General features: G+C 69.2%; 17 protein-coding genes. 6 read left to right on the forward strand and 11 right to left on the reverse strand.

Features of this window, described 5'->3' with window-relative positions; genetic code table 11:
* The 5 genes from QAA18_RS07915 to QAA18_RS07935 all read right to left on the reverse strand — a co-directional run.
* Nucleotides 1-1,192, reverse strand: a 1,192-nt coding sequence (locus QAA18_RS07915) for a sigma-54 dependent transcriptional regulator (RefSeq protein WP_279412380.1), incomplete at its 3' end; no start/stop codon positions are given.
* 10 nt (nt 1,193-1,202) lie between these two features.
* Nucleotides 1,203-2,429, reverse strand: a complete 1,227-nt coding sequence (locus tag QAA18_RS07920; RefSeq protein ID WP_279412382.1) for an FtsX-like permease family protein — start codon at nt 2,427-2,429, stop codon at nt 1,203-1,205.
* A gap of 15 nt (nt 2,430-2,444) precedes the next feature.
* On the reverse strand, nt 2,445-3,761 hold the full coding sequence (locus tag QAA18_RS07925) for an ABC transporter permease (RefSeq protein ID WP_279412384.1): 1,317 nt from the start codon (nt 3,759-3,761) through the stop codon (nt 2,445-2,447).
* 10 nt (nt 3,762-3,771) lie between these two features.
* On the reverse strand, nt 3,772-4,494 hold the full coding sequence (locus tag QAA18_RS07930) for an ABC transporter ATP-binding protein (protein WP_279412385.1): 723 nt from the start codon (nt 4,492-4,494) through the stop codon (nt 3,772-3,774).
* A 26-nt stretch (nt 4,495-4,520) separates the two neighbouring features.
* Entirely contained in the window at nt 4,521-5,804 is a 1,284-nt protein-coding gene (locus QAA18_RS07935) for an efflux RND transporter periplasmic adaptor subunit (RefSeq protein WP_279412387.1), read from the reverse strand.
* A 201-nt stretch (nt 5,805-6,005) separates the two neighbouring features.
* On the opposite strand from QAA18_RS07935, the gene glmS reads away from it, so the two are divergent.
* From glmS to QAA18_RS07950, 3 genes are all read left to right on the forward strand, one after another.
* Nucleotides 6,006-7,838, forward strand: a complete 1,833-nt coding sequence (gene glmS / locus QAA18_RS07940) for a glutamine--fructose-6-phosphate transaminase (isomerizing) (protein ID WP_279412389.1) — start codon at nt 6,006-6,008, stop codon at nt 7,836-7,838.
* Between the two features lie 90 nt (nt 7,839-7,928).
* Nucleotides 7,929-8,939 carry a homocysteine S-methyltransferase family protein gene (locus QAA18_RS07945; RefSeq protein WP_279412391.1) on the forward strand — a complete coding sequence of 337 codons (1,011 nt, stop codon included), beginning with the start codon at nt 7,929-7,931 and terminating at the stop codon, nt 8,937-8,939.
* Nucleotides 8,887-11,850, forward strand: a complete 2,964-nt coding sequence (locus QAA18_RS07950) for a serine/threonine-protein kinase (RefSeq protein ID WP_279412393.1) — start codon at nt 8,887-8,889, stop codon at nt 11,848-11,850. Before QAA18_RS07945 ends, QAA18_RS07950 begins: the two co-directional genes overlap by 53 nt.
* On the opposite strand, the gene QAA18_RS07955 is transcribed toward QAA18_RS07950, so the two are convergent.
* Nucleotides 11,816-12,379 (reverse strand): ECF-type sigma factor, encoded by a 564-nt coding sequence (locus QAA18_RS07955; RefSeq protein ID WP_279412395.1) that lies wholly within the window; start codon nt 12,377-12,379, stop codon nt 11,816-11,818. The two genes, QAA18_RS07950 and QAA18_RS07955, sit on opposite strands and share 35 nt — an antisense overlap.
* An 88-nt stretch (nt 12,380-12,467) precedes the next feature.
* Between QAA18_RS07955 and QAA18_RS07960 the strand changes: the two genes are divergently transcribed.
* Nucleotides 12,468-13,247 carry a sterol desaturase family protein gene (locus QAA18_RS07960; protein ID WP_279412397.1) on the forward strand — a complete coding sequence of 260 codons (780 nt, stop codon included), beginning with the start codon at nt 12,468-12,470 and terminating at the stop codon, nt 13,245-13,247.
* Nucleotides 13,248-13,394: 147 nt separating this feature from the next.
* Here the strand turns inward: QAA18_RS07960 and QAA18_RS07965 are convergent, their stop codons facing one another.
* Together QAA18_RS07965 and glmU are read right to left on the reverse strand one after the other, a co-directional pair.
* Nucleotides 13,395-14,444 (reverse strand): alpha/beta hydrolase, encoded by a 1,050-nt coding sequence (locus QAA18_RS07965; RefSeq protein ID WP_279412399.1) that lies wholly within the window; start codon nt 14,442-14,444, stop codon nt 13,395-13,397.
* A gap of 68 nt (nt 14,445-14,512) precedes the next feature.
* A complete protein-coding gene (gene glmU / locus QAA18_RS07970; protein WP_279412401.1) occupies nt 14,513-15,880 on the reverse strand; it encodes a bifunctional UDP-N-acetylglucosamine diphosphorylase/glucosamine-1-phosphate N-acetyltransferase GlmU in 1,368 nt (455 codons plus the stop codon).
* Nucleotides 15,881-15,934: 54 nt separating this feature from the next.
* Here glmU and QAA18_RS07975 point away from each other — a divergent pair, with 54 nt between their 5' ends.
* Together QAA18_RS07975 and QAA18_RS07980 are read left to right on the forward strand one after the other, a co-directional pair.
* Nucleotides 15,935-17,950 carry a hypothetical protein gene (locus QAA18_RS07975; protein WP_279412403.1) on the forward strand — a complete coding sequence of 672 codons (2,016 nt, stop codon included), beginning with the start codon at nt 15,935-15,937 and terminating at the stop codon, nt 17,948-17,950.
* On the forward strand, nt 17,928-18,344 hold the full coding sequence (locus QAA18_RS07980; RefSeq protein ID WP_279412404.1) for a GtrA family protein: 417 nt from the start codon (nt 17,928-17,930) through the stop codon (nt 18,342-18,344). Before QAA18_RS07975 ends, QAA18_RS07980 begins: the two co-directional genes overlap by 23 nt.
* Here the strand turns inward: QAA18_RS07980 and QAA18_RS07985 are convergent.
* The 3 genes from QAA18_RS07985 to QAA18_RS07995 form a co-directional block, all read right to left on the reverse strand.
* A complete protein-coding gene (locus QAA18_RS07985; RefSeq protein ID WP_279412406.1) occupies nt 18,341-19,186 on the reverse strand; it encodes a PAS domain S-box protein in 846 nt (281 codons plus the stop codon). The two genes, QAA18_RS07980 and QAA18_RS07985, sit on opposite strands and share 4 nt — an antisense overlap.
* Before the next feature lie 25 nt (nt 19,187-19,211).
* On the reverse strand, nt 19,212-19,418 hold the full coding sequence (locus QAA18_RS07990) for a dodecin (protein ID WP_279412408.1): 207 nt from the start codon (nt 19,416-19,418) through the stop codon (nt 19,212-19,214).
* 81 nt (nt 19,419-19,499) lie between these two features.
* Nucleotides 19,500-20,288, reverse strand: coding sequence for an NrdJb (locus tag QAA18_RS07995; RefSeq protein ID WP_279412410.1), 789 nt, complete (start codon nt 20,286-20,288; stop codon nt 19,500-19,502).
* Between the last annotated feature and the right edge of the window lie 54 nt (nt 20,289-20,342).

The raw sequence follows: 20,342 nt of genomic DNA on the forward strand, positions 1-20,342 counted from the left end.
CCGGCGCGCCCGGCGCCGTCGTGGGCAAGGCCAGGTCGGCCGCCGAAACGATACGGCCCGGCGCCAGCAGCGCGGCGCGCTGGATGCTGTTGCGCAGTTCGCGCACGTTGCCCGGCCATCGGTGGGCGAGCAGCGCGCGCGCCGCGTCCTCGCCCAGTTGCTTTCCGGGCGGCAGGAAATGCCGCGCAAGCGGCAGGATGTCCTCGCTGCGTTCGGCCAGCGGCGGCACCCTGATCTCGATGGCGTTGAGCCGGTAGTAGAGGTCTTCGCGGAACTGGCCGGCACGGATCAGCGCCGGCAGGTCGGCGTTGGTGGCGCTGACCACGCGCACGCGCACCTGCCGCTCGCGGTTGGCGCCCAGGCGCTGGAAACGCCCGGTTTCGAGCACGCGCAGCAGCTTCACCTGGCCGGCTTGCGGCAACGTGCCGATTTCGTCGAGGAACAAGGTGCCGCCGTCGGCCGCCTCGAACTTGCCTTCGCGTGCCTTGGTCGCGCCGGTGTAGGCGCCGGCTTCGGCACCGAACAACTCGGCTTCGACCAGGTCGGCCGGGATCGCGCCGCAATTGAGTGCCACGAACGGCCCGTCCCTGGCGGCCGAATTCGCATGCACGATCTCGGCGATCTTCTCCTTGCCCGCGCCGTTCGGACCGGTGACCAGCACCGGCAGCTCCGATCGGGCGACCTGCCCGGCCAGCGCGAGCATGCGTTCGCTGGCCGGATCGGCGAACACGTAGCCGCGAAGGTCGAACTCGTCGTGCAGCGACTGGCGCCGGCGCAGGGACGCCTGGCGGTGGCGCGCGAGTTCGCGCCGCGCTTCCGACAGCTCCAGCAGGTTGTTGACCGTGGCCAGCAGCTTGCGGTCGTCCCAGGGCTTGGCCAGGTAGTCGGCGGCACCGGCGCGGACCAGGTCGACGGCTGCTTCCAGGTGGGTCCATGCGGTCAGCAGGATCACCGGCAGGTCGGGATGGGCATCGCGGATGCGCGCGAACAACGCCGCGCCCTCTTCGCCCGAGGTGGTGTCGGCCTGGAAGTTCATGTCCTGCACGACCAGGTCGAAGGCCTCGCGCTGCAGCAGCGCGAGGCCTTCCTCCGGGCTCGTCGCCGAGCGTGTCCGGATGTCGTGCAGCGAGAACAGCATTTCCAGCGCCGTGGCCACGGCGGGGTTGTCGTCTATGACCAGGATCGTCGGCATGCCGCGAAGGTTATACGCTCCGGGTCGCCACGGCAGGAGGCACGGCCGCGGCACGGCGGGCCGGCCCCAGTACCGAGACCTGGCCCAGCAGCCACAGCACCAGCGCGCCCACCGGCAGGTAGATCGCCGGCAACCGCGGCAGTTCCGCCTTCGACATCATCACCTGGTTCAGGCCGAACGCCAGCAGCATGCCGATGACGATGCCGGCCGTGGCCAGGATGAAGTTCTCGGTCTGGAAGTAGCGCAGGATCTGCCCGCGGGTCGCGCCCAGGGCACGACGGACGCCGATCTGCTTGGTGCGTTGCTGCACCCAGAAGCTGGCCAGGCCGACGATGCCGAGCGCCGTCACCACCAGCAGCAGCACGCTGACGAGCACCAGCATCCACGACATCGCGCGGTCCTGGCGATAGTACTCGCCCCTCAGTTCTTCCAGCGTATTCTGCTCCAGCACGATGCGGTTGGGTCCGTTGCGCTGCAGCGCGGCGGTTGCGGCTTCCAGCACCTCGGCGCGGCGTTCCGGCGCGGTCCGCAACAGGTAGTTGCCACCCAGGTTGTACGGCACGTCGATCGGGTAGACAACCGAAAGGTAGTATGCGTTCGACCCGCCTCCTTCGTTGGGCCGGGCCAGCTTGTCGACGATGCCCACGACGCGGGTACCTTCGTCGTCCCAGCTGTAGAAGACCTTGCCCAGCGCGTTCTCTCCAGGCCACAGGCGCTCGGCCACCTCGGTGGAAACGATCGCCACCGGCATGTTCGCTTCGCTGTTCGGCGCATCGATCACCTCCCAGGCGATCATCTCGTCGGGCCGGAACGCGCGTCCCTGCACCAGGTCCAGGCCGAGTGTCTCCAACAGCTTGATGTCGCCCAGATAGGTGGTTGCGTTGAGGGTGCTGTGGGTTTGGTCCGGCGACAGGTTGATGCCGCTGTTCCAGGAGCTGTTGCCGAAGGGCACCTGGTTGACGACGCTGGCCGACTCCACGCCCGGCAGCGCACGCAGCACCGCCAGGTCGCTGGTGGTCATTGCGGCGGCATTGTCGTCGGTACCGACACCGATGATCTGGATCCGGACCAGGCTGTCCTCGTCGGTGCCGCTGGGGCGATCCATGCGCTCCAGGCGTCCGTTGATCAGGAACAGGGCGTTGCAGATGATCGCGCAGCTGAAGGCGATCTCGAGCACGATCAATGCGGCGGCCGTCTTGTGCCGGCGCAGGGTGGAAAGGATGGGGCGCAGTTCCATGGTGTCGTCCTCTGCTTACTGCGACTTGAGCTGGATGGCGGGCGTGACCTGGCAGGCTTGCCATGCCGGGACCAGGCCGGCGATCACGCTGGCCACGATGGCGAGCACGAAGGTGGTCGCCAGCATCGGCACGTCGAGATGGATCAGGTCGGAAAAGCCGGTCGGTTGCTGGCGGATCGCCCACAGCCCGAGTTGCGCGAACCCGAGCCCGAGCATGCCCCCGGCCAGGCCGACGGTGCCGGCTTCGACCAAGCACTGGGCGAAGATCGCGCGGCGCGAAGCGCCCAACGCGCGGCGGACGCCGATCTCGCTGGAACGGCGCAGGAACTTTGCCAGCAGCAGGCCGACGGTGTTGAGCAGGCAAACGACAAGGAAGCCGAATGCCAGCCATACCTGCATGCGCACGTCCGAAGGCACCACGCGGCGGAAATCCAGCCACTCCATCACGCTGCGCAGGCGCACGTTGGTCGGACGCTCGAAGCGGCCGGCCGTGCGCTGCTGTTCCGAGTAGTTGGCCAGGTACTGCCGGTACGCCCCGGCCTTGCCCGCGTCGCCGAGCTCGACCCAGTACTGGATCCAGGCGCATGGCGCGTTGACGCCGGTCTGGCCTTCCGGATCGTCCTCGCGGTCGCCGGCATCCCAGCAGTTCATGTTGCCGCTGCGGTTCATGCGCAGGTCGCGCGACGTCGAGAACGGCACGAGCACCTGTTCGGCCTCGCCGTAGCGATCGGAGGTGACGTCGTAGAACTTCGGCACTGGCCGCCATTCCTCCAGCACGCCGACCACGCGGAACTCATGACCATCGAGGCGGATGCTGCGGCCGACGCTGTCGACGTCGCCGAACAAGCGCTCGTTCAGTGCCTTCGACAGCACCGCCACGCGCGCGCGGCTTTCGTCATCGCCCGCGCTCCAGCCACCGCCATGGGCGAAGGGCACGTCGAACATGGGGAAGAAGTCAGCGCTGGTGAAGCGCGCCTCGAGCATGAACGGCGACATGCCGGCCTTCTCCGGTTCCACCGACGCGGTCCCGCCGCTCATCATCGCCTGGCGATCGCCGCGCTTCTGGCGCAGCAGCTCCTCGGCGTCGTAGCGGGTGAGCTGGATGCCCGGCTCCTCGCCGGCGGTGTAGCCTTCCATCGAGGAGGCATCCAACTGCACGTAGAACAGCCTGTCGCTCTTCTGCGGGATCGGGTCGCCGGAGAGCACGTGGAAGATCGTCAGCGTGGTCATGCTGGCGCCGATGCCCAGCGCGATCGCCAGCACCATCAGCACGGTCAGCGCCTTGTTGCGGCGGAAGCTGCGCAGTGCGAGGTCGAAATAGTAGGCGAACATTCGCTGCTCCTCAGCCCTGCGATTCGGCCAGCGAGGCGCTGGCCAGCCGCGACAGGCTCGGTTCGACGCTAAGGTCGGTGGCCATGCCGTCGACGATGTGCACGTTGCGCTGCGCGCGCGCGGCCAGCTCCGGATCGTGGGTGACCATGACGATGGTGGTGCCCTTGGCATTGATGTCCTCGAGCAGCTCCATCACCCCGCGTGCCATCTGCGAGTCGAGGTTGCCGGTGGGCTCGTCGGCCAGCAGCAGGCGCGGGCTGCCGGCGAGCGCCCGGGCGATGGCGGCGCGCTGCTGCTGGCCGCCCGAGAGTTCCGCGGGAAAGTGCTTCATGCGCGAGGCCAGGCCGACGCTCGCGAGCGCGTCCTCGATCCGCTGCCTGCGCTCGGCCGCGGCGATGCCGCGGTAGCGCAACGGCACGTCGCAGTTGTCGAACAGGTTCAGGTCCGGGATCAGGTTGAAGCTCTGGAAGATGAAGCCGATCTTGCGGTTGCGCAGCTTGCTGCGCGCGTCGTCGGACATGCCGCTGACGTCCTGGCCGTCGAGGATGTAGGTGCCGCCGGTGAAGGTCTCCAGCAGGCCGGCGATGTTGAGGAAGGTGGTCTTGCCCGAGCCCGAGGGGCCGGTGACCGCGACGAACTCGCCTTCGCGCACGTGCAGGTCGAGTGCGCGCAGCGCATGGGTTTCGACGAGTTCGGTGCGGTAGACCTTGCTGACCTGGCGCATCTCGAGCATGGGGAGGTTCCTTTTCGTACGTTCGGTTAGTTGATGTTCACGCGTTCGGCGTCGCCGAACAGGTCGCTGCCGGAGACCACGATGCGGTCGCCTTCCCGTGCGCCTTCCACGATTTCCACCGAGCCCAGGCTGCTGGCGCCGGTCCGGATCGGACGCTTGACCGCCGTGTCGCCGTCCATGACGTAGGCGCTGGCGCCGCCGCCCTGTTCGAGGAACGGGCCACGGTCGACCATCAAGACGTTGCGGCGGGTGTCGAGCAGGATCCGCGCGGACAGGCGCTGGTTCTGGCGCAGGCCCGGCGGCTGGCCGTCCTTGAAGCGGATGCGCGCGGTGACCTCGCCGTTGACGACTTCCGGCGACACCGCCGAGACCTCGCCGGCGAACGACTTGCCGGCGTTGCCGAGCTGGGCCGGCATGCCGATCGCCAGGTCGCGGGCGAAGCTTTCCGGCACGCGGATCTCGACTTCGAACCTGGACAGGTCGACGACGCCGAGCACGGGGGCGTTGATCGCCACGTTGGCGCGCTGGGCCACCTGGACCTGGCCGACCTGACCGTCGAAGGGCGCGCGCAGGGTCAGCGCATCGACCTGGCGCCGAAGTTCGGCGACCACCGCGCGCTGGCGATCGGCCAGCAGCTTCTTGTTGCGGATATCCAGGCCAGCGCCCCTGCCCTGCAGCTCGAAATCCTGGCGCGCGTGCTGCAGGCCGATCTCGGCGCTCTTGAGGGTGTCCTCGGCGCGGGCCACATCGACCTGGGCGACGGCGCCGCCTTCGTACGCGCGCGCATTGCGCTCCAGGTCGCGGGCCGCGGCCTGGCGCTGGATTTCCGCCTGGTCCAGCACGCGGCGCGCCTCGGAGCGAGCCAGTTCGGCGTCGAGCGCGGCGCGGGTGGCCTCGGCCTCGACGCTGGCCAGCGTGGCCTCCTCCTGCGCCAGGCGGCTGCGCAGCTCGGGGCTGTCGATTTCTGCCAGCGCCTGGCCCTTCTTCACCCGGTCGCCCGCGACCACGTGCAGGGTGACGGTGCCGCCGGCGATGGCGTACAGCGTGGGACTGTTGGCAGCAATCAGACGGCCGTCGGCGGTGATGTCGCGGACCAGGTCGCCACGCGTGACTTCGGCAATGCGCACGCGGTCGGCGTCGAACGAGCGGCTGGCGGACGCCCAGCCGGCCACCAGCCACCCGGCCAGCAGCAGGACGCCCGCGCCGATGCCGAAGGCGACCAGGGTCTGGCGGCGCTTGCGGGAACGCTGGCCGGCGGCGGTGGCGGCGGTCACCGGCCGGTCCTGCGCGGAGGTATCGCGGATGCTCATGGGTACTTGCCTGGTCCTTCCTGTGTTCCTGCCCCCTCCAAAGCAGGATGCATGCCAAGGCCAAAAGGTTGCCGCGGCGCCACTTCCCCCCGCGTCCGGGCTGTCCGCGCGGACGGCGGACGCGTCCGCGGACACCGCGCCACGCCGCCTCCACCGCGCCAGCGTTTACACTGGCCGCCCCCAAGGCGAGAACATTTCCCCATGTGCGGAATCGTCGGTGCGATCGCGGATCGCGATGTGGTCCCGGTCCTGATCGAAGGCCTCAAGCGACTCGAGTACCGCGGTTACGATTCGGCCGGCATCGCCGTGGTGGAGCCCGCCGGCGTGCGCCGCGTCCGCCGCACCGGGCGCGTGGCGGAAATGGAGAGCGCCGCGGCCGGCGAAGGCTTCAGCGCCTCCCTGGGCATCGGCCACACCCGCTGGGCGACACACGGCGGCGTCACCGAGGGCAATGCCCATCCGCACATCAGCCACGGCGAACTCGCCCTGGTCCACAACGGCATCATCGAAAACCACGAGGCGCAGCGCGAACGCCTGGTCGCACTTGGCTATGCGTTCGAATCGCAGACCGACACCGAAGTCATCGCCCACCTCATCCACCACTACCGCAGCCAGGGCCTGGCGCTGCTGCAGGCGGTGCAGAAGGCGGTGCGCGAGCTGCACGGTGCCTACGCCATCGCCGTGATCGACAAGCGCGATCCGGAACGCATGGTCGCCGCGCGCGTGGGCTGCCCGTTGCTGCTGGGTCTTGGCGACGGAGAGAACTTCATCGCCTCGGACGTGTCGGCGATCGTGTCGTCCACGCGCCGGGTGATCTTCATGGAGGAAGGCGACACCGCCGAGCTGACGCGCGACAGCGTCCGCGTGTTCGACCTGGACGGCAGGCCGGCCGAGCGCGAGGTCCACGTCTCCGACGTGTCGCTGGCGTCACTGGAGCTGGGCCCGTCCCGGCATTTCATGCAGAAGGAAATCCACGAGCAGCCGCGTGCGCTGGCCGACACCATCGAGGCGCTGGTCGACAACAATGCGTTCGGGCCCGAGCTGTTCGGCGCCGGCGCGGCCGAAGTGCTCGCCGACATCGATGCGGTGCAGATCCTGGCCTGCGGCACCAGCTACTACGCCGGGCTCACGGCGCGCTATTGGATCGAGGCGCTGGCCGGCATCCCGTGCGCGGTGGACATCGCCAGCGAGTACCGCTACCGCGACGTGGTCGCCAACCCGCGCCAGCTCGTCGTCACCATCTCCCAGTCCGGCGAAACGCTGGACACGATGGAGGCGCTCAAGTACGCGAAGGCGCAGGGCCAGGACCGCACACTGTCGATCTGCAACGTGCCCGAAAGCGCGATCCCGCGCGCCAGCCGGCTGGTCTACTACACCCGCGCCGGCGCCGAGATCGGTGTCGCCTCGACCAAGGCCTTCACCACCCAGCTGGTCGCGCTGTTCACACTGGCGGCGACGCTGGCCAAGCTGCGCGGCAGGCTGAACGACGAACGGGAAGCAGAACTGCTCGAAGCCATGCGTCATCTCCCGGGCAGCGTGCAGCACGCCCTGAACCTGGAACCGCAGATCGTGACCTGGGCCGAACGCTTCGCGCCGAAGGAACACGCGCTCTTCCTGGGCCGCGGCGTGCACTACCCGATCGCGCTGGAAGGCGCGCTCAAGCTCAAGGAAATCTCCTACATCCACGCCGAGGCCTACCCGGCCGGCGAGCTCAAGCACGGCCCACTGGCGCTGGTGGACGCCGCCATGCCGGTGGTGGTGATCGCGCCCAACGACTCGCTGCTGGAGAAGGTGAAGTCCAACATCCAGGAAGTGCGCGCCCGCGGCGGCGAAATGTACGTCTTCGCCGATGCCGACAGCGCCTTCGGCGCCTCCGAGCAGGTCAACGTGATCCGCACCCCGCGCAACGTCGGCATCCTGTCGCCGATCGTGCATACCATCCCGGTGCAATTGCTGGCCTACCACGTGGCCCTGGCGCGCGGCACCGATGTGGACAAGCCGCGGAACCTGGCCAAGTCGGTAACGGTGGAGTAATCCCCCCGCCACTACCGCCCAGGCGGCAGTGGCGGGTTCGACGGCATTGCCGCGTATTCGTGGAGCAACACCACGATCGGGCATGACGCAATGAGCAAGTACAGGTCCTCCCTGCCGCAACTCGGCGACAGGCTGTTCCTCACCGACAGCGGGCTGGAGACCACGCTGATCTTCCACGACGGCATCGCGCTGCCGTGCTTTGCCGCCTTCCTGCTGCTGGACGAGCCCGCCGGGCACGAGCGGTTGCGTGCCTATTACGCGCGCCACGCGCTGATGGCGCGCGTGCATCGCGCGGGCCTGGTGCTCGAGGCACCGACCTGGCGCGCGAACCCCGACTGGGGCGAGCGCCTGGGCTACGACGCCACAAGGCTCCGCGAGACCAGCCTGGCCGCGATCAGGATGCTGGTCGAGATCCGCGATCTCTACGAGTCGACGGCCACGCCGGTCGTGATCAGCGGCAACATCGGCCCTCGCGGCGACGGCTACGCGCCGTCGACGCGGATGTCGCCATCGCAGGCCCGCGACTACCACCTGCCGCAGGTACGCGCCTTCGCCGGTTCGGCGGCCGACATGGTCTCGGCGTTCACCATCAACTACATCGATGAGGCGATCGGCATCGTCATGGCGGCACGGGACTGCGGCCTGCCCGTGGTCATCTCCTTCACCGTCGAGACCGACGGAACGCTGCCGTCGGGCGACTCGCTGCAGGAGGCGATCGAAGCGACCGACACGGCGACAGCCGGCTATCCGGCCTACTACATGATCAACTGCGCCCATCCGGACCATTTCATGGGTGCACTGTCGGGCGAAGTCTGGTGCCGCCGCATCCGCGGCTTGCGCGCAAACGCCTCGCGGCGCAGCCACGCCGAGCTCGACGACAGCCAGGACCTGGACATCGGCGACCCGCGCGAACTGGCGCAATTGCACGGACGCCTCAAGGGTATGATGCCGTGGCTGACGGTGGTCGGGGGGTGCTGCGGGACCGATCACCGCCATGTCGAGTCCATCTACCGCGCCATGGCTGCCGGTACGGACGAGCGAGGTCCACATGAAGGACGACACCACCGGTTCCATCAGGGCGATCGACGACCTGCTGGATGAGCTGCTGGGCCTGGAGCCCGGCCTGCGCGAACCGCGCCTGGCCCGCCTGCGGGCCACCGACGCCGTGCTGGCGCGGGAAGTCGAGCGCCTGCTGGCACTGTGCCTGGAGGAACCGGTAGGCCTGGCTCCCGGCGGCGCGCTGGAGGGCGCGGTCGCGCGCGAATGCCTGCTCGGCGTGGAAGACGGCGACAGTCTGCCGTCCGGATACACGCTCGGGCCTTACATACTCGAACGTCTGCTCGGCCGTGGCGGCATGTCGGAAGTCCACCTGGCGACGCGCCGGTTCGAAGGGTTCTCGCAACAGGTGGCCTTGAAGGTCGTGCGCTCCGACCGCGTCAGCGAAACGCTCAAGCAGCGTCTGGTCGCCGAGCAGCGCACCCTGGCCAGGCTCGACCATCCCAACATCGCCAGGTTCCTGGATGCGGGTGTCGGACCGCAGGGCAACGTCTACCTGGCGATGGAACTGGTAGACGGCGCGCCGATCCTGGCGCATGCCGCGGCGACCGCCACGGACCTGCGCACGCGGATCGGCTGGGCGGTCCAGCTGTGCGGCGCGCTCGAACATGCGCACGCGCAGCTGGTCGTGCATTGCGACATCAAGCCATCGAACGTGCTTGTCGACAGGCGCGGACAGGCGCGGCTGCTCGACTTCGGCATTTCCCGCGTGCTCGGCGAATCCGACGACCCCTCCGACACCGGCATCAAGCTGTTCACGCCCGACTGCGCGGCCCCCGAACAGGTACTCGGCGCACCGGTCGGCACCGCTACCGATGTGTTCCAGGTGGGCGCCCTTCTCTATCAACTGGTTGCCGGCACGCCGTGGCCCAGGGACGACGGCGTCACCTCGCTGGGACGCGTGGATGCGATCCTGCATGAAGTTCCGGTTCCACCGTCGACGCGGCTCGCCGACGCCGGGCACCCGGCGCTGGCGCGGCAGGTCCGCGGCGACCTCGACGCGGTCGTGCTCAGGTGCCTGGAGAAGGACGCGGCCCGGCGCTATCCGAGTATCGAGCGCGTGCACGCGGACCTGCAGGCGTGGCTGCAATCGCGACCGGTTGCCGCCGCCACGCCTTCGCGCTGGCGGCGCGTGCGCCTGTGGTTGCGCCGCAATCGCAGGACCGCCGGCGTTGCCGCGGCCGGCACGGCTGCGCTGGCACTGGTCGCGACCGTATCGGTACTGCAGATCCGCGAGGAACGCGACCTCAAGGCGCGCGAACTCGAGCGCGCCCAGGCCGTCGAGGGATTCATGGGCCAGGTCTTCCGCGAAGCCAGCCCGTACCTGCGCGGCGACCAGGAGAATGCGCTGGCGACGCTGTCCCGCGTGGGACATTCGATGCTCGCCGGCGACCAGTCGATGGACCCGCGCACGCGGTTCAGCCTGATGTCCGTGCTTGCGACCCTGGAAATGGACATGGGCCGCCCGGAACTCGCCGAATTGCGCGCACGCCAGGCGCTGCAGGATGCGCAGGCAGCCGGTGTCCAGGATGCGGCCACGCGGCTGGCCACGACCCGCCTGCTGGCGGACGCGCTGTCGCGGCAGGACCGCGACGGAGAAGCCTTGGACGTGCTGGCCGCGGAACTCGAACGCAGCCACGGCACCGGCCTGTCGACGACGGTAATTGCGCAATCCCGCGCGCAACTTGGCGAGCTGTACGCGACCGTCGGCCGCATGGACGAGTCCACGCGCGAGTTCGACGCGGTATACGACGCGCTCGTCGCAACCGGCGCCCCGCTGGATGCCGCATCGGTTGATGCGCTGCGACGCCTCGGGCGGCACCTGAACCTCGCCCAGGAAGGCGAGAACCCGGCGAAGGTCCTGGCGATCGCGCATCGCCTCGGCACCGCGATCCAGGGCGAGACGCCGATCCAGCGCGCGGCCCGGCTGAGCACGCTCAGCCTGGTGTCGTCGCTGGCCTCGGAGGACCCTGCGCAGAGCGGACGCTATGGCCGCGAAGCAGCGTTGGTGTTGGCCGAAGCACTGGGGGATGCGCATCCGCGCGTATCCGTGGCCTGGAGCGATGCCTGCATCGCCTTCCTCAGCGGCGGCGAACTGCTCGAGGCCAGGGAAGCGTGCGAGGCCGCCCTTGCGGTGACCCTGCGCGCGGGGCCGGAGGACTCGACCTCGGCCGCGGCCGACCGGATCAACCTGGCGATGATCGAATACCTGCGCGGGAACTTCGCAACGGCGGCCACCATGGCACGCGAGGCGATGGCCGTGGTCGACAGGGAAAGCGCCCTCGGCCTGTACCTCTTCGGTGCGCAGCTGCAGGCACAGGCCGACCATCGCCTTGGCGGCCACGCGTCGGCGCTGGCATTGCTCGACGACATGGCCGCGATACAGCGCGAACAATTTCCCGACAATGCCGACCTGCGCCTGTCGGTGCACTCGCTGCGCGCCGAGGTGCTACTGGCACAGGGCCGGACGATGGAAGCGGCCGGCGCGATCGAGGCGGCGGGCATGCGCCAGGCCACCGGCGGTCCCATCGACCGGATCAATGCCGCACACCAGCTCGTGCTCGCCGCGCACGACGCCGCCACCGGGCGGCGGCAGTCGGCGGTGGATACCGTCGCCGCCGGGATTCGTGCGCTCGAGTCGCATCCGGCCATGTCCCCGGCGGAACTGTCCTGGGGCCTGTTGCGCGGCGGCGAGGTCCTGCTCCGTGCCGGCGACAGCGACGGCGCCGCCAACCTGTTCGCCCGCGCGCTGGACAGCAGCATCGATGCAGGGGAAATCCCGGGCATGTGGGCCTGGGCGGCGCTGCGCCGGGAGCAACTGCGGCCCGGCAGCGTGGGTGCCGATGCGCTGCAGCGCGCCTCGGCGATCGCGATCGAACAGTTCGGTTCCAGCCCGGCACGCGTGCCGTGCCTGGTGCCGCCTACGCGGAATGCTGCTCCGACAGCATGTCCTTGACCCAGGCGCGGGCGCGCATCCAGTCGCGTTGCACCGTGCGCAGCGGGAGGTTCAAGGCCTCCATCGTCTCGGCCTCGGTCAGGCCGGCGAAGAAGCGGCACTCGAACACGCGCACCAGGCGCGGATTGGCCTCCTCCAGCCCGCGCAGCGTCTGGTCGATCAGCAGCAACTCGTCCGCTTCGCCATGCACCGGCACCTCCATGTCGTCGATGTCGTGCATCACCACGTTCGATCCGCGTTTCCCGGCGCTCTTCTGGCGGGCGTAGTTGATGATGAACTGGCGCATCGCCTGGCTGCATATGGCCAGGAAGTGGGCGCGGTCGTTGGCATCCAGCGCGTGCTGCCTGGACAGCTTCAGGTAGGCCTCGTGGACGACGCTGGTGGTGTCCAGGGTGAGGTTGGGCCATTGCCGCACCTGGCGGCGGGCAAGCCGGCGCAGGTCCTCGTAGACAAGCGGAACCAGCCGGTCGAGGACGCCCGGCTCGCCCTTGCGGTAGGCAACCAGCAGCTCGCGCAGTGTCTGTTCCATGGTCCGGACCGGACTATAGGGCATGTGGCGGGCCGTGGCCCGGAACCGGGTATTTCCATGGTTCACGCAACGCCACAAGGTAAAACCCATGTCTTCCCCCCTCCCCACCCCCCTGCAACTGCTGCTCGATCCCGTCTCGCTCGTCGTCTTCGCCATCTATGGTTCGCTGATGTTGTGGGAGCTGCTGCTCCCGGCGCGCCGCCTGCCGCCGGTGCGCGGCTGGTACCTGCGCGGACTGGCGGCCTTCGCCCTGTTCTTCTTCCTGTCCTCGTACTTGCCGCTGCTGTGGGGCGAATACCTGGCCGGCCTGCAACTGTTCGACCTGGCCCACCTGCCCGTGTGGGCCGGCGCGATCGTCGGCGTCCTCGTGTACGAAGCCGGCGTCTACGCCTGGCACCGCACCATGCACGGCTCCACCGTGCTGTGGCGCGGCTTCCACCAGATGCATCATTCGGCCGAGCGCCTCGATACCTATGGCGCATTCTGGTTCAGCCCGCTGGACATGGTCGGTTGGACCGCGTTGTCCAGCCTGTGCCTGACCCTGGTGGTGGGGCTTTCGCCGGAAGCTGCGACCATGGTCCTGTACGCCACCACGTTCATGGCGGTGTTCCAGCACGCCAACGTGCGCACGCCGCGCTGGCTGGGCTACATCATCCAGCGACCGGAGAGCCATTCGGTACACCACGCCCGCGGCGTCCACGCGTGGAACTATTCGGACCTGCCGCTGTTCGACATCGTGTTCGGCACCTTCCGCAACCCGCGCAACCATGCGCTGGAGCAGGGCCTGTACGACGGCGCGTCGGCGCAGGTGGGTTCGATGCTGGTGTTCCGCGACCTGCTCGCCACTTCCGCGGGCCGTCGTCGATGAACCTCGAGCATGTCGTCCACGTGTGCGGCTGTGTCCTGGTGGCCGCGCTGGCCGCCAATCACGGCGGCCAGCCTGCCTGTGATGCGGTCGCCCTCGACCGCATCCCGATCAGCGAAGCCGACGCCAGGCTCGTCGGCGAGACCCGGGTCATCCGGGCGGGAGGGTTGCCAGTTCCGGAAGCTGCAACCAGGCCGCAATGTCGGCCGCTACCGCCTCGGGAATCGCCCACTGCGTGTTGTGCCCCGGTCCCTCGTAGGCCTTGAACTGGTAGCGGGAGCGGCCCGCGGCCGCGGCGGCGTCCAGCGCCCCGCGGACCGCGGCCTGGTCTGCAGCGGGGAACACCTCGTCGCCTTCGGCCCATAGCACGAGCGCGGGAACGCTCAGTTCCCGCAATCGGCCGTTGTTGGAGAACGACGGCAAGTTGCGCAGTACCCCGAGCCAGGTGCCGATAGGCGTCGCACCGGCGATGCGCGCGGTTTCCTGCAGGAGCCCGGGCTCCGCGCCGGCTTCAACCGCCCACTGCCCGCCGATCCATTCGCTTGCCCCGGCGATCGTGTCGCCAGGCGCGCGCAGGTACGCGTCCTGTGGCCAGCGACCCGCCTGCGCGGGGAACTCCGCCTTCCAGCGCACCTCGATCTCCGGCACCAAGAACCCGTCGACCGCCGGGTTCCGGGTGGTGTCGCCGGTGGTGCCGATCAGGACGACGCTGTCGACCCGTCCGGGCCATTGCAGGGCCAGTTCCTGGGCGACCATGCTGCCCAGCGAATGGCCGACGATGTGGGCACGCTCGAGCTTCCTGTCGTCGAGGAAGGCCACCACGTCCTCGGCCATCTGCCTGAGCGTGAAGCAGGATCCGGGGTCGACCGCGCAGGTTGCGCCCGTGGGCATCGACGAGTCGCCGTGGCCGCGCTGGTCGAGCACGTAGATGTCCAGGCCGGGGTGCCGCCGCTGCAGCGCTTCGGCCGTGGCCAGGAACGACAGCGCCGAATCGGTGTAGCCGTGCAGGAAGACCACGGCCTCGCCTTCGCCCATGCCGAGCTCGAGGTAGGCCATGTCGATGCCGGTCGCCAGCCGGGTGGTCTTCTTGCCGCCGGCATTGGCGGCATGGACATCGCCGGTACCGCAGTAGGCGACGATGGCGGCGGTGAGGGCTAGCATCGGCAGGCGCGCCGGCTTGTGTCGGGGGGAATGTTGCACGTTCGTTTTGCCTCTTTCGGGGATGGTCTACTCCCATACCCGGCAAGAACGCGGATCCCGCCAGCCGCCTACTTTTTCCCTGGCCGCTTCCAGCCGTCCACCGTCTGCTGGCGCCCGCGCGCGACGGACAGCTTGCCCGCAGGTGCATTGACCGTGATTACCGAGCCGGCGGCGATGGTCGCCTCGGCACCGATCTCCACCGGTGCCACCAGCGAACTGTTGGAGCCGATGAAGGCGCCGTCGCCGATGGTGGTCTTCGACTTGTTCACGCCATCGTAGTTGCAGGTGATGGTGCCGGCGCCGATGTTGACCTTGCTGCCGATCGCGGCATCGCCCAGGTAGGTGAGGTGGTTGGCCTTGCTGCCCGGCCCCATCACCGTGTTCTTGGCCTCGACGAAGTTGCCGACGTGCACGCCGTCGGCGAGCACGGTGCCCGGGCGCAGGCGCGCGAACGGGCCGATGGTCGCCGCGCCTTCGCTGCGCGCCCCCTCGAGGTCGCAATGCGCGCGCACGACGGTGCCGGCGGCCAGCGAGACCTCGCGCAGGCGGCAGAACGGGCCGATGCGGACGTTGTCGCCGAGCACGACATCGCCTTCGAGCACCACGTCGACGTCGATCTCGACGTCGCTGCCGGCGCGCACGCTGCCGCGGATGTCCACCCGCGCCGGGTCGGCGAAACGCACGCCGGCGGCACACAGTGCGCGCACGGCGCGCAACTGGAAGGCGCGCTCGAGCTGGGACAGCTGCCAGGGATCGTTCGCGCCTTCGGCCTCGATCGGTTCGGCGACCATCACGATCTCGGCGGGGCTGTATTCGGCCGCGGCCTGGGCGAACACGTCGGTCAGGTAGTACTCGCCCTGCGCATTGTCGTTGCGCAGCGCGCCCAGCCAGCGACGCAGGGCAGCGGCGTCGGCAGCGATGACACCGGTGTTGACGATGCGGATGCGGCGCTGTTCGTCGTCGGCATCCTTCTGTTCGACGATACGGGCGACGTTACCTTCGGCGTCGCGGACGATGCGGCCGTAGCCGGTCGGGTCGGCGGGCTCGGCGGCCAGCACCGCCAGTGCGCCCGGCGCGTCGAGCAGCCGGCCCAGGGTATCGGCGGTGATCAGCGGCACGTCGCCGTAGAGCACCAGCACGCGCGCATCGTCGGGCACGCCCGGCAGGGCCTGCTGCACGGCATGGCCGGTGCCGAGCTGGCTGGCCTGTTCCGCCCAGCGCAGGCCCGCCTGGGCGGCGAACGCCGAACGTACCTGGTCGCCACCGTGCCCGAAGACCACGTGGATCGCTGCCGGCTGCAGCGCGCGCGCGGTGTCGACCACGTGCGCAAGCATCGGTCGTGCCGCGATCGGCTGCAGCACCTTGGGCAGGCTGGACTTCATCCGCTTGCCTTCGCCGGCGGCGAGGATGACGACATGCAGGGGGGAATTGGCCATTCCGCGATTCTAGCGGCACTGCGCCGGCGCGTTGCGGCCTGATAGGATTTCGCGGTGCCGCAAGCCCCTCGCGCGTTCTTCCCCCGTTCCGTCCTGCTCGAAGCCCTGGTCTGGGCAGGCGTGGCCGCGTCCGCCCTGGGCGCGATCGCCACGCATCTGCACTGGCAGGTGTCGTTCCCGCGCCTTGGCGACAACCTGCTCCTCGCCCTGGCAGCGGTGTTGCTGGCCTGGCCGATTCGGCGCCTCCCGGGCTGGTCGTGGGCGACCGCGCTCGGCGCGACCTGGCTGGCGGCGCTGGTGGCCCTGACCGGCGTGGTTCCTGCGGCGGCGGTTGCACTGCTGGTCGCCGCTGCGGCCGCCGTGGGCGGTCGCGTGGTGGGAGATGCCCGGCCGCTGCCCGCCCTGCTGTGCGGGATGGCGCTGATCGCCGCGGCGATCGGCTGGACGGTATCGTTGCCGATCCACTACTGGTGGGTACATGCCCCGTTGCTGGGGCTTGTCGTCGCATTGCGTCGCAAAGCTCTGCGCAGCCAGTTCACCATCTGTGCCAGGGGCTGGCGTGACGCCGTGGCCGCCAGTCCCCGTGCTGCGGCAGCCAGCGTGCTGATGCTCGGTGTCTCCTCCAGCGCAGCGTGGCTGCCCACCTTGCAGTACGACGATCTTGCCTACCACCTCGGCATGCCCTGGCAGTTGATGCTGCATGGCCGTTACGCGCTGGACCCCTCGCAGCAGGTCTGGGTGCTGGCGCCATGGTCCGGCGATGCATTGCAGGCGGTAGCCCAGGTCGTCGCCCGAACCGAAGCCAGGTCCGCGCTCAACATCGCCTGGTTCGCGATGACCGCGGCGGGCCTGTGGCAACTGTGCAAGCTGCTCGGCGTTCGCCCCGCCCTGCGCTGGGCCGCTCCGGCGCTGTTCGCGAGCCTGCCGATGACCAGTTCGCTGCTCGGCGGGATGCAGACCGAGACCTTCGCCTCCGCGGTGACGATCGGCCTGGCCGTCCTCGTCGTCGACATTTCCGGCGCCGGCACCCGCCGCCTGCTGGCCGGCGCGCTGCTGTTCGGCCTGCTGTGCGGGCTCAAGCCATTGCACGTCATCGCCGGCCTGCTCCTGGCGGCCTGGGCCGGCAGGCGGCAGCGGCATTCGCTGCCCTCGCCGCTGGCGCTCGCCTGGTCGCTACTGCTGGTGGTGGCGATCGGCGGCTCGAGCTATGTGCAAGCCTGGATCGTCACCGGCAACCCGGTGCTGCCCTTGTTCAACAGCGTATTCCTTTCGCCATGGTTCGACCCGGTGGATTTCGCCGATCCGAACTGGCACCGGGGGCTGGACGCCACCACCCTGTGGCGAATGACCTTCGACACCGACGCCTACGTCGAAGGCTGGGACGGCGCCATGGGCCTGACCCTGGTGGCGCTGGCCGGCGCATGGCTGCTGGCCTTCCGGCATGCGCCTGCGCGCGGCCTTGCGCTCTGCGCAACCGCCGCGCTGCTGCTGGCGTTGCTGCCGATGCAGTACGCCCGCTACCTGCATCCGTCCCTGGTGCTGCTGCTGCCGGCGCTGGTCGCCGGCATCGGCGTATTGCCGCCCATGCGCAGCGCCGTACTGGTGGCGGGCCTGTGCATCGCCAACCTCGCATTGCAGCCCAACGCGCACTGGATCCTGCGCGGCGGTGGCGTAATGCATGCCGTCCGTTCCCTGGGCGACGAGACGAAACTGTTCGAGGCGTACGCGCCCGAGCGCGCGCTTGCCGCCGCGATCCGCGAACGCGCGCCCGACACCGGTCCGGTGCTGGTCCTGTCCAACCCGTTTCACGCGGAGTTCGCAGGGCGCGGCCGCACCGTGGACTGGTACTCCCCGCGCCTGTTCACGGCACGGGGCATCGCCGGACTGACGGCCGATGGCAGCGGCTGGGAAGCGCTGCTGCGCGACGAGGGCATTGCCGAGGTGATCCTGGATCCGACGAGATTGACGCCCGCGCAGCGTGCCGGCCTGGAGCGCGTGCACGCGCACCGCGAAATGGCGGTTGGCGGCGCCGAGTGGTGGCGCATCGATGTCCAGGGTGTTGAACCATGAGCTGCGCGCCATGAGCCTCGGCCGCCATGCGCGACACTACCTGCTGATCGGCATCGTCCAGTGGCTGGTCGACTGGGGGGTGATGGTCCTGCTCACCCACTACGGCATGCAGGTCGAGGCGGGCAACGTGATGGGCCGCGTCAGCGGCGCGCTGCTCGGCTACTGGCTCAACGGCAAGCTGACGTTCGCCGGCGACGACACCGCGCTCGGCCGCACCCAGCTCGCGCGTTTCGTGCTGATGTGGCTGGGCACCACCATCGCCAGCACCTGGGCGCTGGGGGCGATCGACGACGCGGTGGGCCTGAAGTGGGCCTGGCTGGCCAAGCCGGGCGTCGAACTGGTGCTTGGCGCGATCGGGTTCTTCCTTTCGCGGCACTGGGTGTACAAGCGCTAGCGGATCGCGTGGCGGCGCTCGATGGCGTTGGACACCTGGGTGGCGACGTAGTGCAGCAACAGTACGTCGCGCGCGTTGTAGCGGGTCTCCTCGGTGTAACTCTTCACCGCCAGCGCGCCGATCGAACCGGCACGGCCCTTGAGCGGCACGCCCAGCCAGTAGCGCGCGCCGCGCACCTCCTCGTCGCCGGCCAGTTCGCCCTGCAGGCGGGCCGGCCCCAGCAACAGGCTGCGGCCGCTGCGCACCACTTCGCCGGACAATGCGCTGTCGTCGACCAGGCGCGCGGCCGGCGGCGGGCCGCGCTCGTCGACGAAATAGGGAAAGGTCAGCGTGCCGCCCGCTTCGTCGTACAGCGAGATCGCGCAGTTGCGCGCCGGCAGCAGGCCGCCGAGCACCTTGTGGATGGTGCGGTAGACCGCGCCGAGGCTGTCCGCCTCCTGCGCGGCCTCGGAGATCTCGTAGACCGCGGCCTGGGTGGCTTCGGCCCGGCGCTGCGCGCTGATGTCGCGGGCGACTGCGATCCGCGCCTGGTGCTCGGGCGACCAGCGCGCGGACCACATGATGTGCACGATCTCGCCGTCCTTGCGGATGTAGCGATTCTCCAGCCGGGTCTTGTCCTGGCCGGACATGATCTCGGCCACCGCGCGTACCGTGCGCGCGCGGTCGTCGGGATGCACCAGGTGCAGCATCTGCCGCCCGATCACCTCTTCGGGCGCATACCCGAAGATGCGTTCGAACGCAGAGTTCACGTACAGGTAATGGCCCTTCGCATCGACGATGCAGACCGCGTCCAGCAACAGGTCCATGACCTTGTCGAGCGGAATGTCGGTACGGGTTGCCATCCGTGGATTGCGGCGGACGGCCGCGTCAGTCGACGGTGAACCCGATCTTCACCGTCACCTGCCAGTGGGCGATCTTGCCGTCCTTGACGTGGCCGCGGGTGTCGAGCACCTGGAACCAGCGGATGTCGCGGACGCTCTCGGCGGCCTTGGCCAGGGCCACGCGCACGGCGTCGTCGCTGCCCTTGGGCGAGGAACCGGTCAGCTCGATCGACTTGTAGACATGCTCGGACATGGCGCACTCCGCGGTCAGGGGCTTCCAGCGTCGCGCCGGGCCGGGGCGGCGTCAATCCCGCCGTTCAACCGCCCCGCCCGCTCATCCGCACTTGGAATAGCCGCAATTCAGGCAGGTCGCGCACCCGTCCATGATCACCACGGCCTTGTTGCTGCACTTGTGGCACATGGTCGCCGACGGCGGGAAGCTGGCGCCGTCGCCGGTGATCGCGATGTCCTCGGACCTGCCCTCACCCCGGCCCTCTCCCGCTGGCGCGGGAGAGGGAGCGTTCACGTCAGTGTTTTTTTTTGAGCGGGATTCGAACGCGGCGCGCTTTTCGGCGATCAGGGCGCGGCGCTCGGGGCTCATTTCCGGGTCGTGGATCATGCCGATGGACTTCAGGTGGTCCTCGACGATGCTGCCCAGCTCGGCCACCAGCGACGGCATGTACACGCCGCCGGCCTTGAAGTAGCCGCCCTTGGGATCGAACACGGCCTTCATCTCCTCCACCAGGAAGGTGACGTCGCCGCCCTTGCGGAACACCGCGGACATGATCCGGGTGAGCGCGACGATCCACTGGAAGTGCTCCATGGACTTGGAGTTGATGAAGATCTCGAACGGACGGCGCTGCTCATGCTCGCTGCCGGCGTTGAGGACGATGTCGTTGATGGTCACGTACATGGCGTGTTCCACCAGCGGCGACTTGATCTTGTAGGTGCTGCCGATCAGCACCTCGGGGCGCTCGATGCGCTCGTGCATCTGGATCACGTCCGCCGTGGGCAGCTGCGCCTCCGCGGCGGCACGCGACACCGGTTCGGCCTGTGCCTTCGCCTTGTCCTCGGGGGTGACGACGGCGTAGCCCTTGATTTTCTTGTCGATCTTGACGGCCATGACGGGGGATCCTGTTTCCTTTCCAAGTGCCCCTCCCGATCGGGAGGGGCGAAT

This window comes from Luteimonas sp. 8-5 (genome assembly GCF_029763755.1).
Taxonomy (GTDB): domain Bacteria; phylum Pseudomonadota; class Gammaproteobacteria; order Xanthomonadales; family Xanthomonadaceae; genus Cognatiluteimonas.

What these genes read in the sequence shown, in the direction of transcription:
- QAA18_RS07925 (WP_279412384.1), bottom strand. Translation starts at nt 3,761, where the DNA reads ATGTTCGCCTACTATTTCGACCTCGCACTGCGCAGCTTCCGCCGCAAC.
- QAA18_RS07935 (WP_279412387.1), bottom strand. Translation starts at nt 5,804, where the DNA reads ATGAGCATCCGCGATACCTCCGCGCAGGACCGGCCGGTGACCGCCGCC.
- glmS (WP_279412389.1), top strand. Translation starts at nt 6,006, where the DNA reads ATGTGCGGAATCGTCGGTGCGATCGCGGATCGCGATGTGGTCCCGGTC.
- QAA18_RS07955 (WP_279412395.1), bottom strand. Translation starts at nt 12,379, where the DNA reads ATGGAACAGACACTGCGCGAGCTGCTGGTTGCCTACCGCAAGGGCGAG.
- QAA18_RS07980 (WP_279412404.1), top strand. Translation starts at nt 17,928, where the DNA reads ATGTCCAGGGTGTTGAACCATGAGCTGCGCGCCATGAGCCTCGGCCGC.
- QAA18_RS07920 (WP_279412382.1), bottom strand. Translation starts at nt 2,429, where the DNA reads ATGGAACTGCGCCCCATCCTTTCCACCCTGCGCCGGCACAAGACGGCC.
- QAA18_RS07990 (WP_279412408.1), bottom strand. Translation starts at nt 19,418, where the DNA reads ATGTCCGAGCATGTCTACAAGTCGATCGAGCTGACCGGTTCCTCGCCC.
- QAA18_RS07950 (WP_279412393.1), top strand. Translation starts at nt 8,887, where the DNA reads ATGAAGGACGACACCACCGGTTCCATCAGGGCGATCGACGACCTGCTG.
- glmU (WP_279412401.1), bottom strand. Translation starts at nt 15,880, where the DNA reads ATGGCCAATTCCCCCCTGCATGTCGTCATCCTCGCCGCCGGCGAAGGC.
- QAA18_RS07945 (WP_279412391.1), top strand. Translation starts at nt 7,929, where the DNA reads ATGAGCAAGTACAGGTCCTCCCTGCCGCAACTCGGCGACAGGCTGTTC.
- QAA18_RS07985 (WP_279412406.1), bottom strand. Translation starts at nt 19,186, where the DNA reads ATGGCAACCCGTACCGACATTCCGCTCGACAAGGTCATGGACCTGTTG.
- QAA18_RS07995 (WP_279412410.1), bottom strand. Translation starts at nt 20,288, where the DNA reads ATGGCCGTCAAGATCGACAAGAAAATCAAGGGCTACGCCGTCGTCACC.
- QAA18_RS07960 (WP_279412397.1), top strand. Translation starts at nt 12,468, where the DNA reads ATGTCTTCCCCCCTCCCCACCCCCCTGCAACTGCTGCTCGATCCCGTC.
- QAA18_RS07930 (WP_279412385.1), bottom strand. Translation starts at nt 4,494, where the DNA reads ATGCTCGAGATGCGCCAGGTCAGCAAGGTCTACCGCACCGAACTCGTC.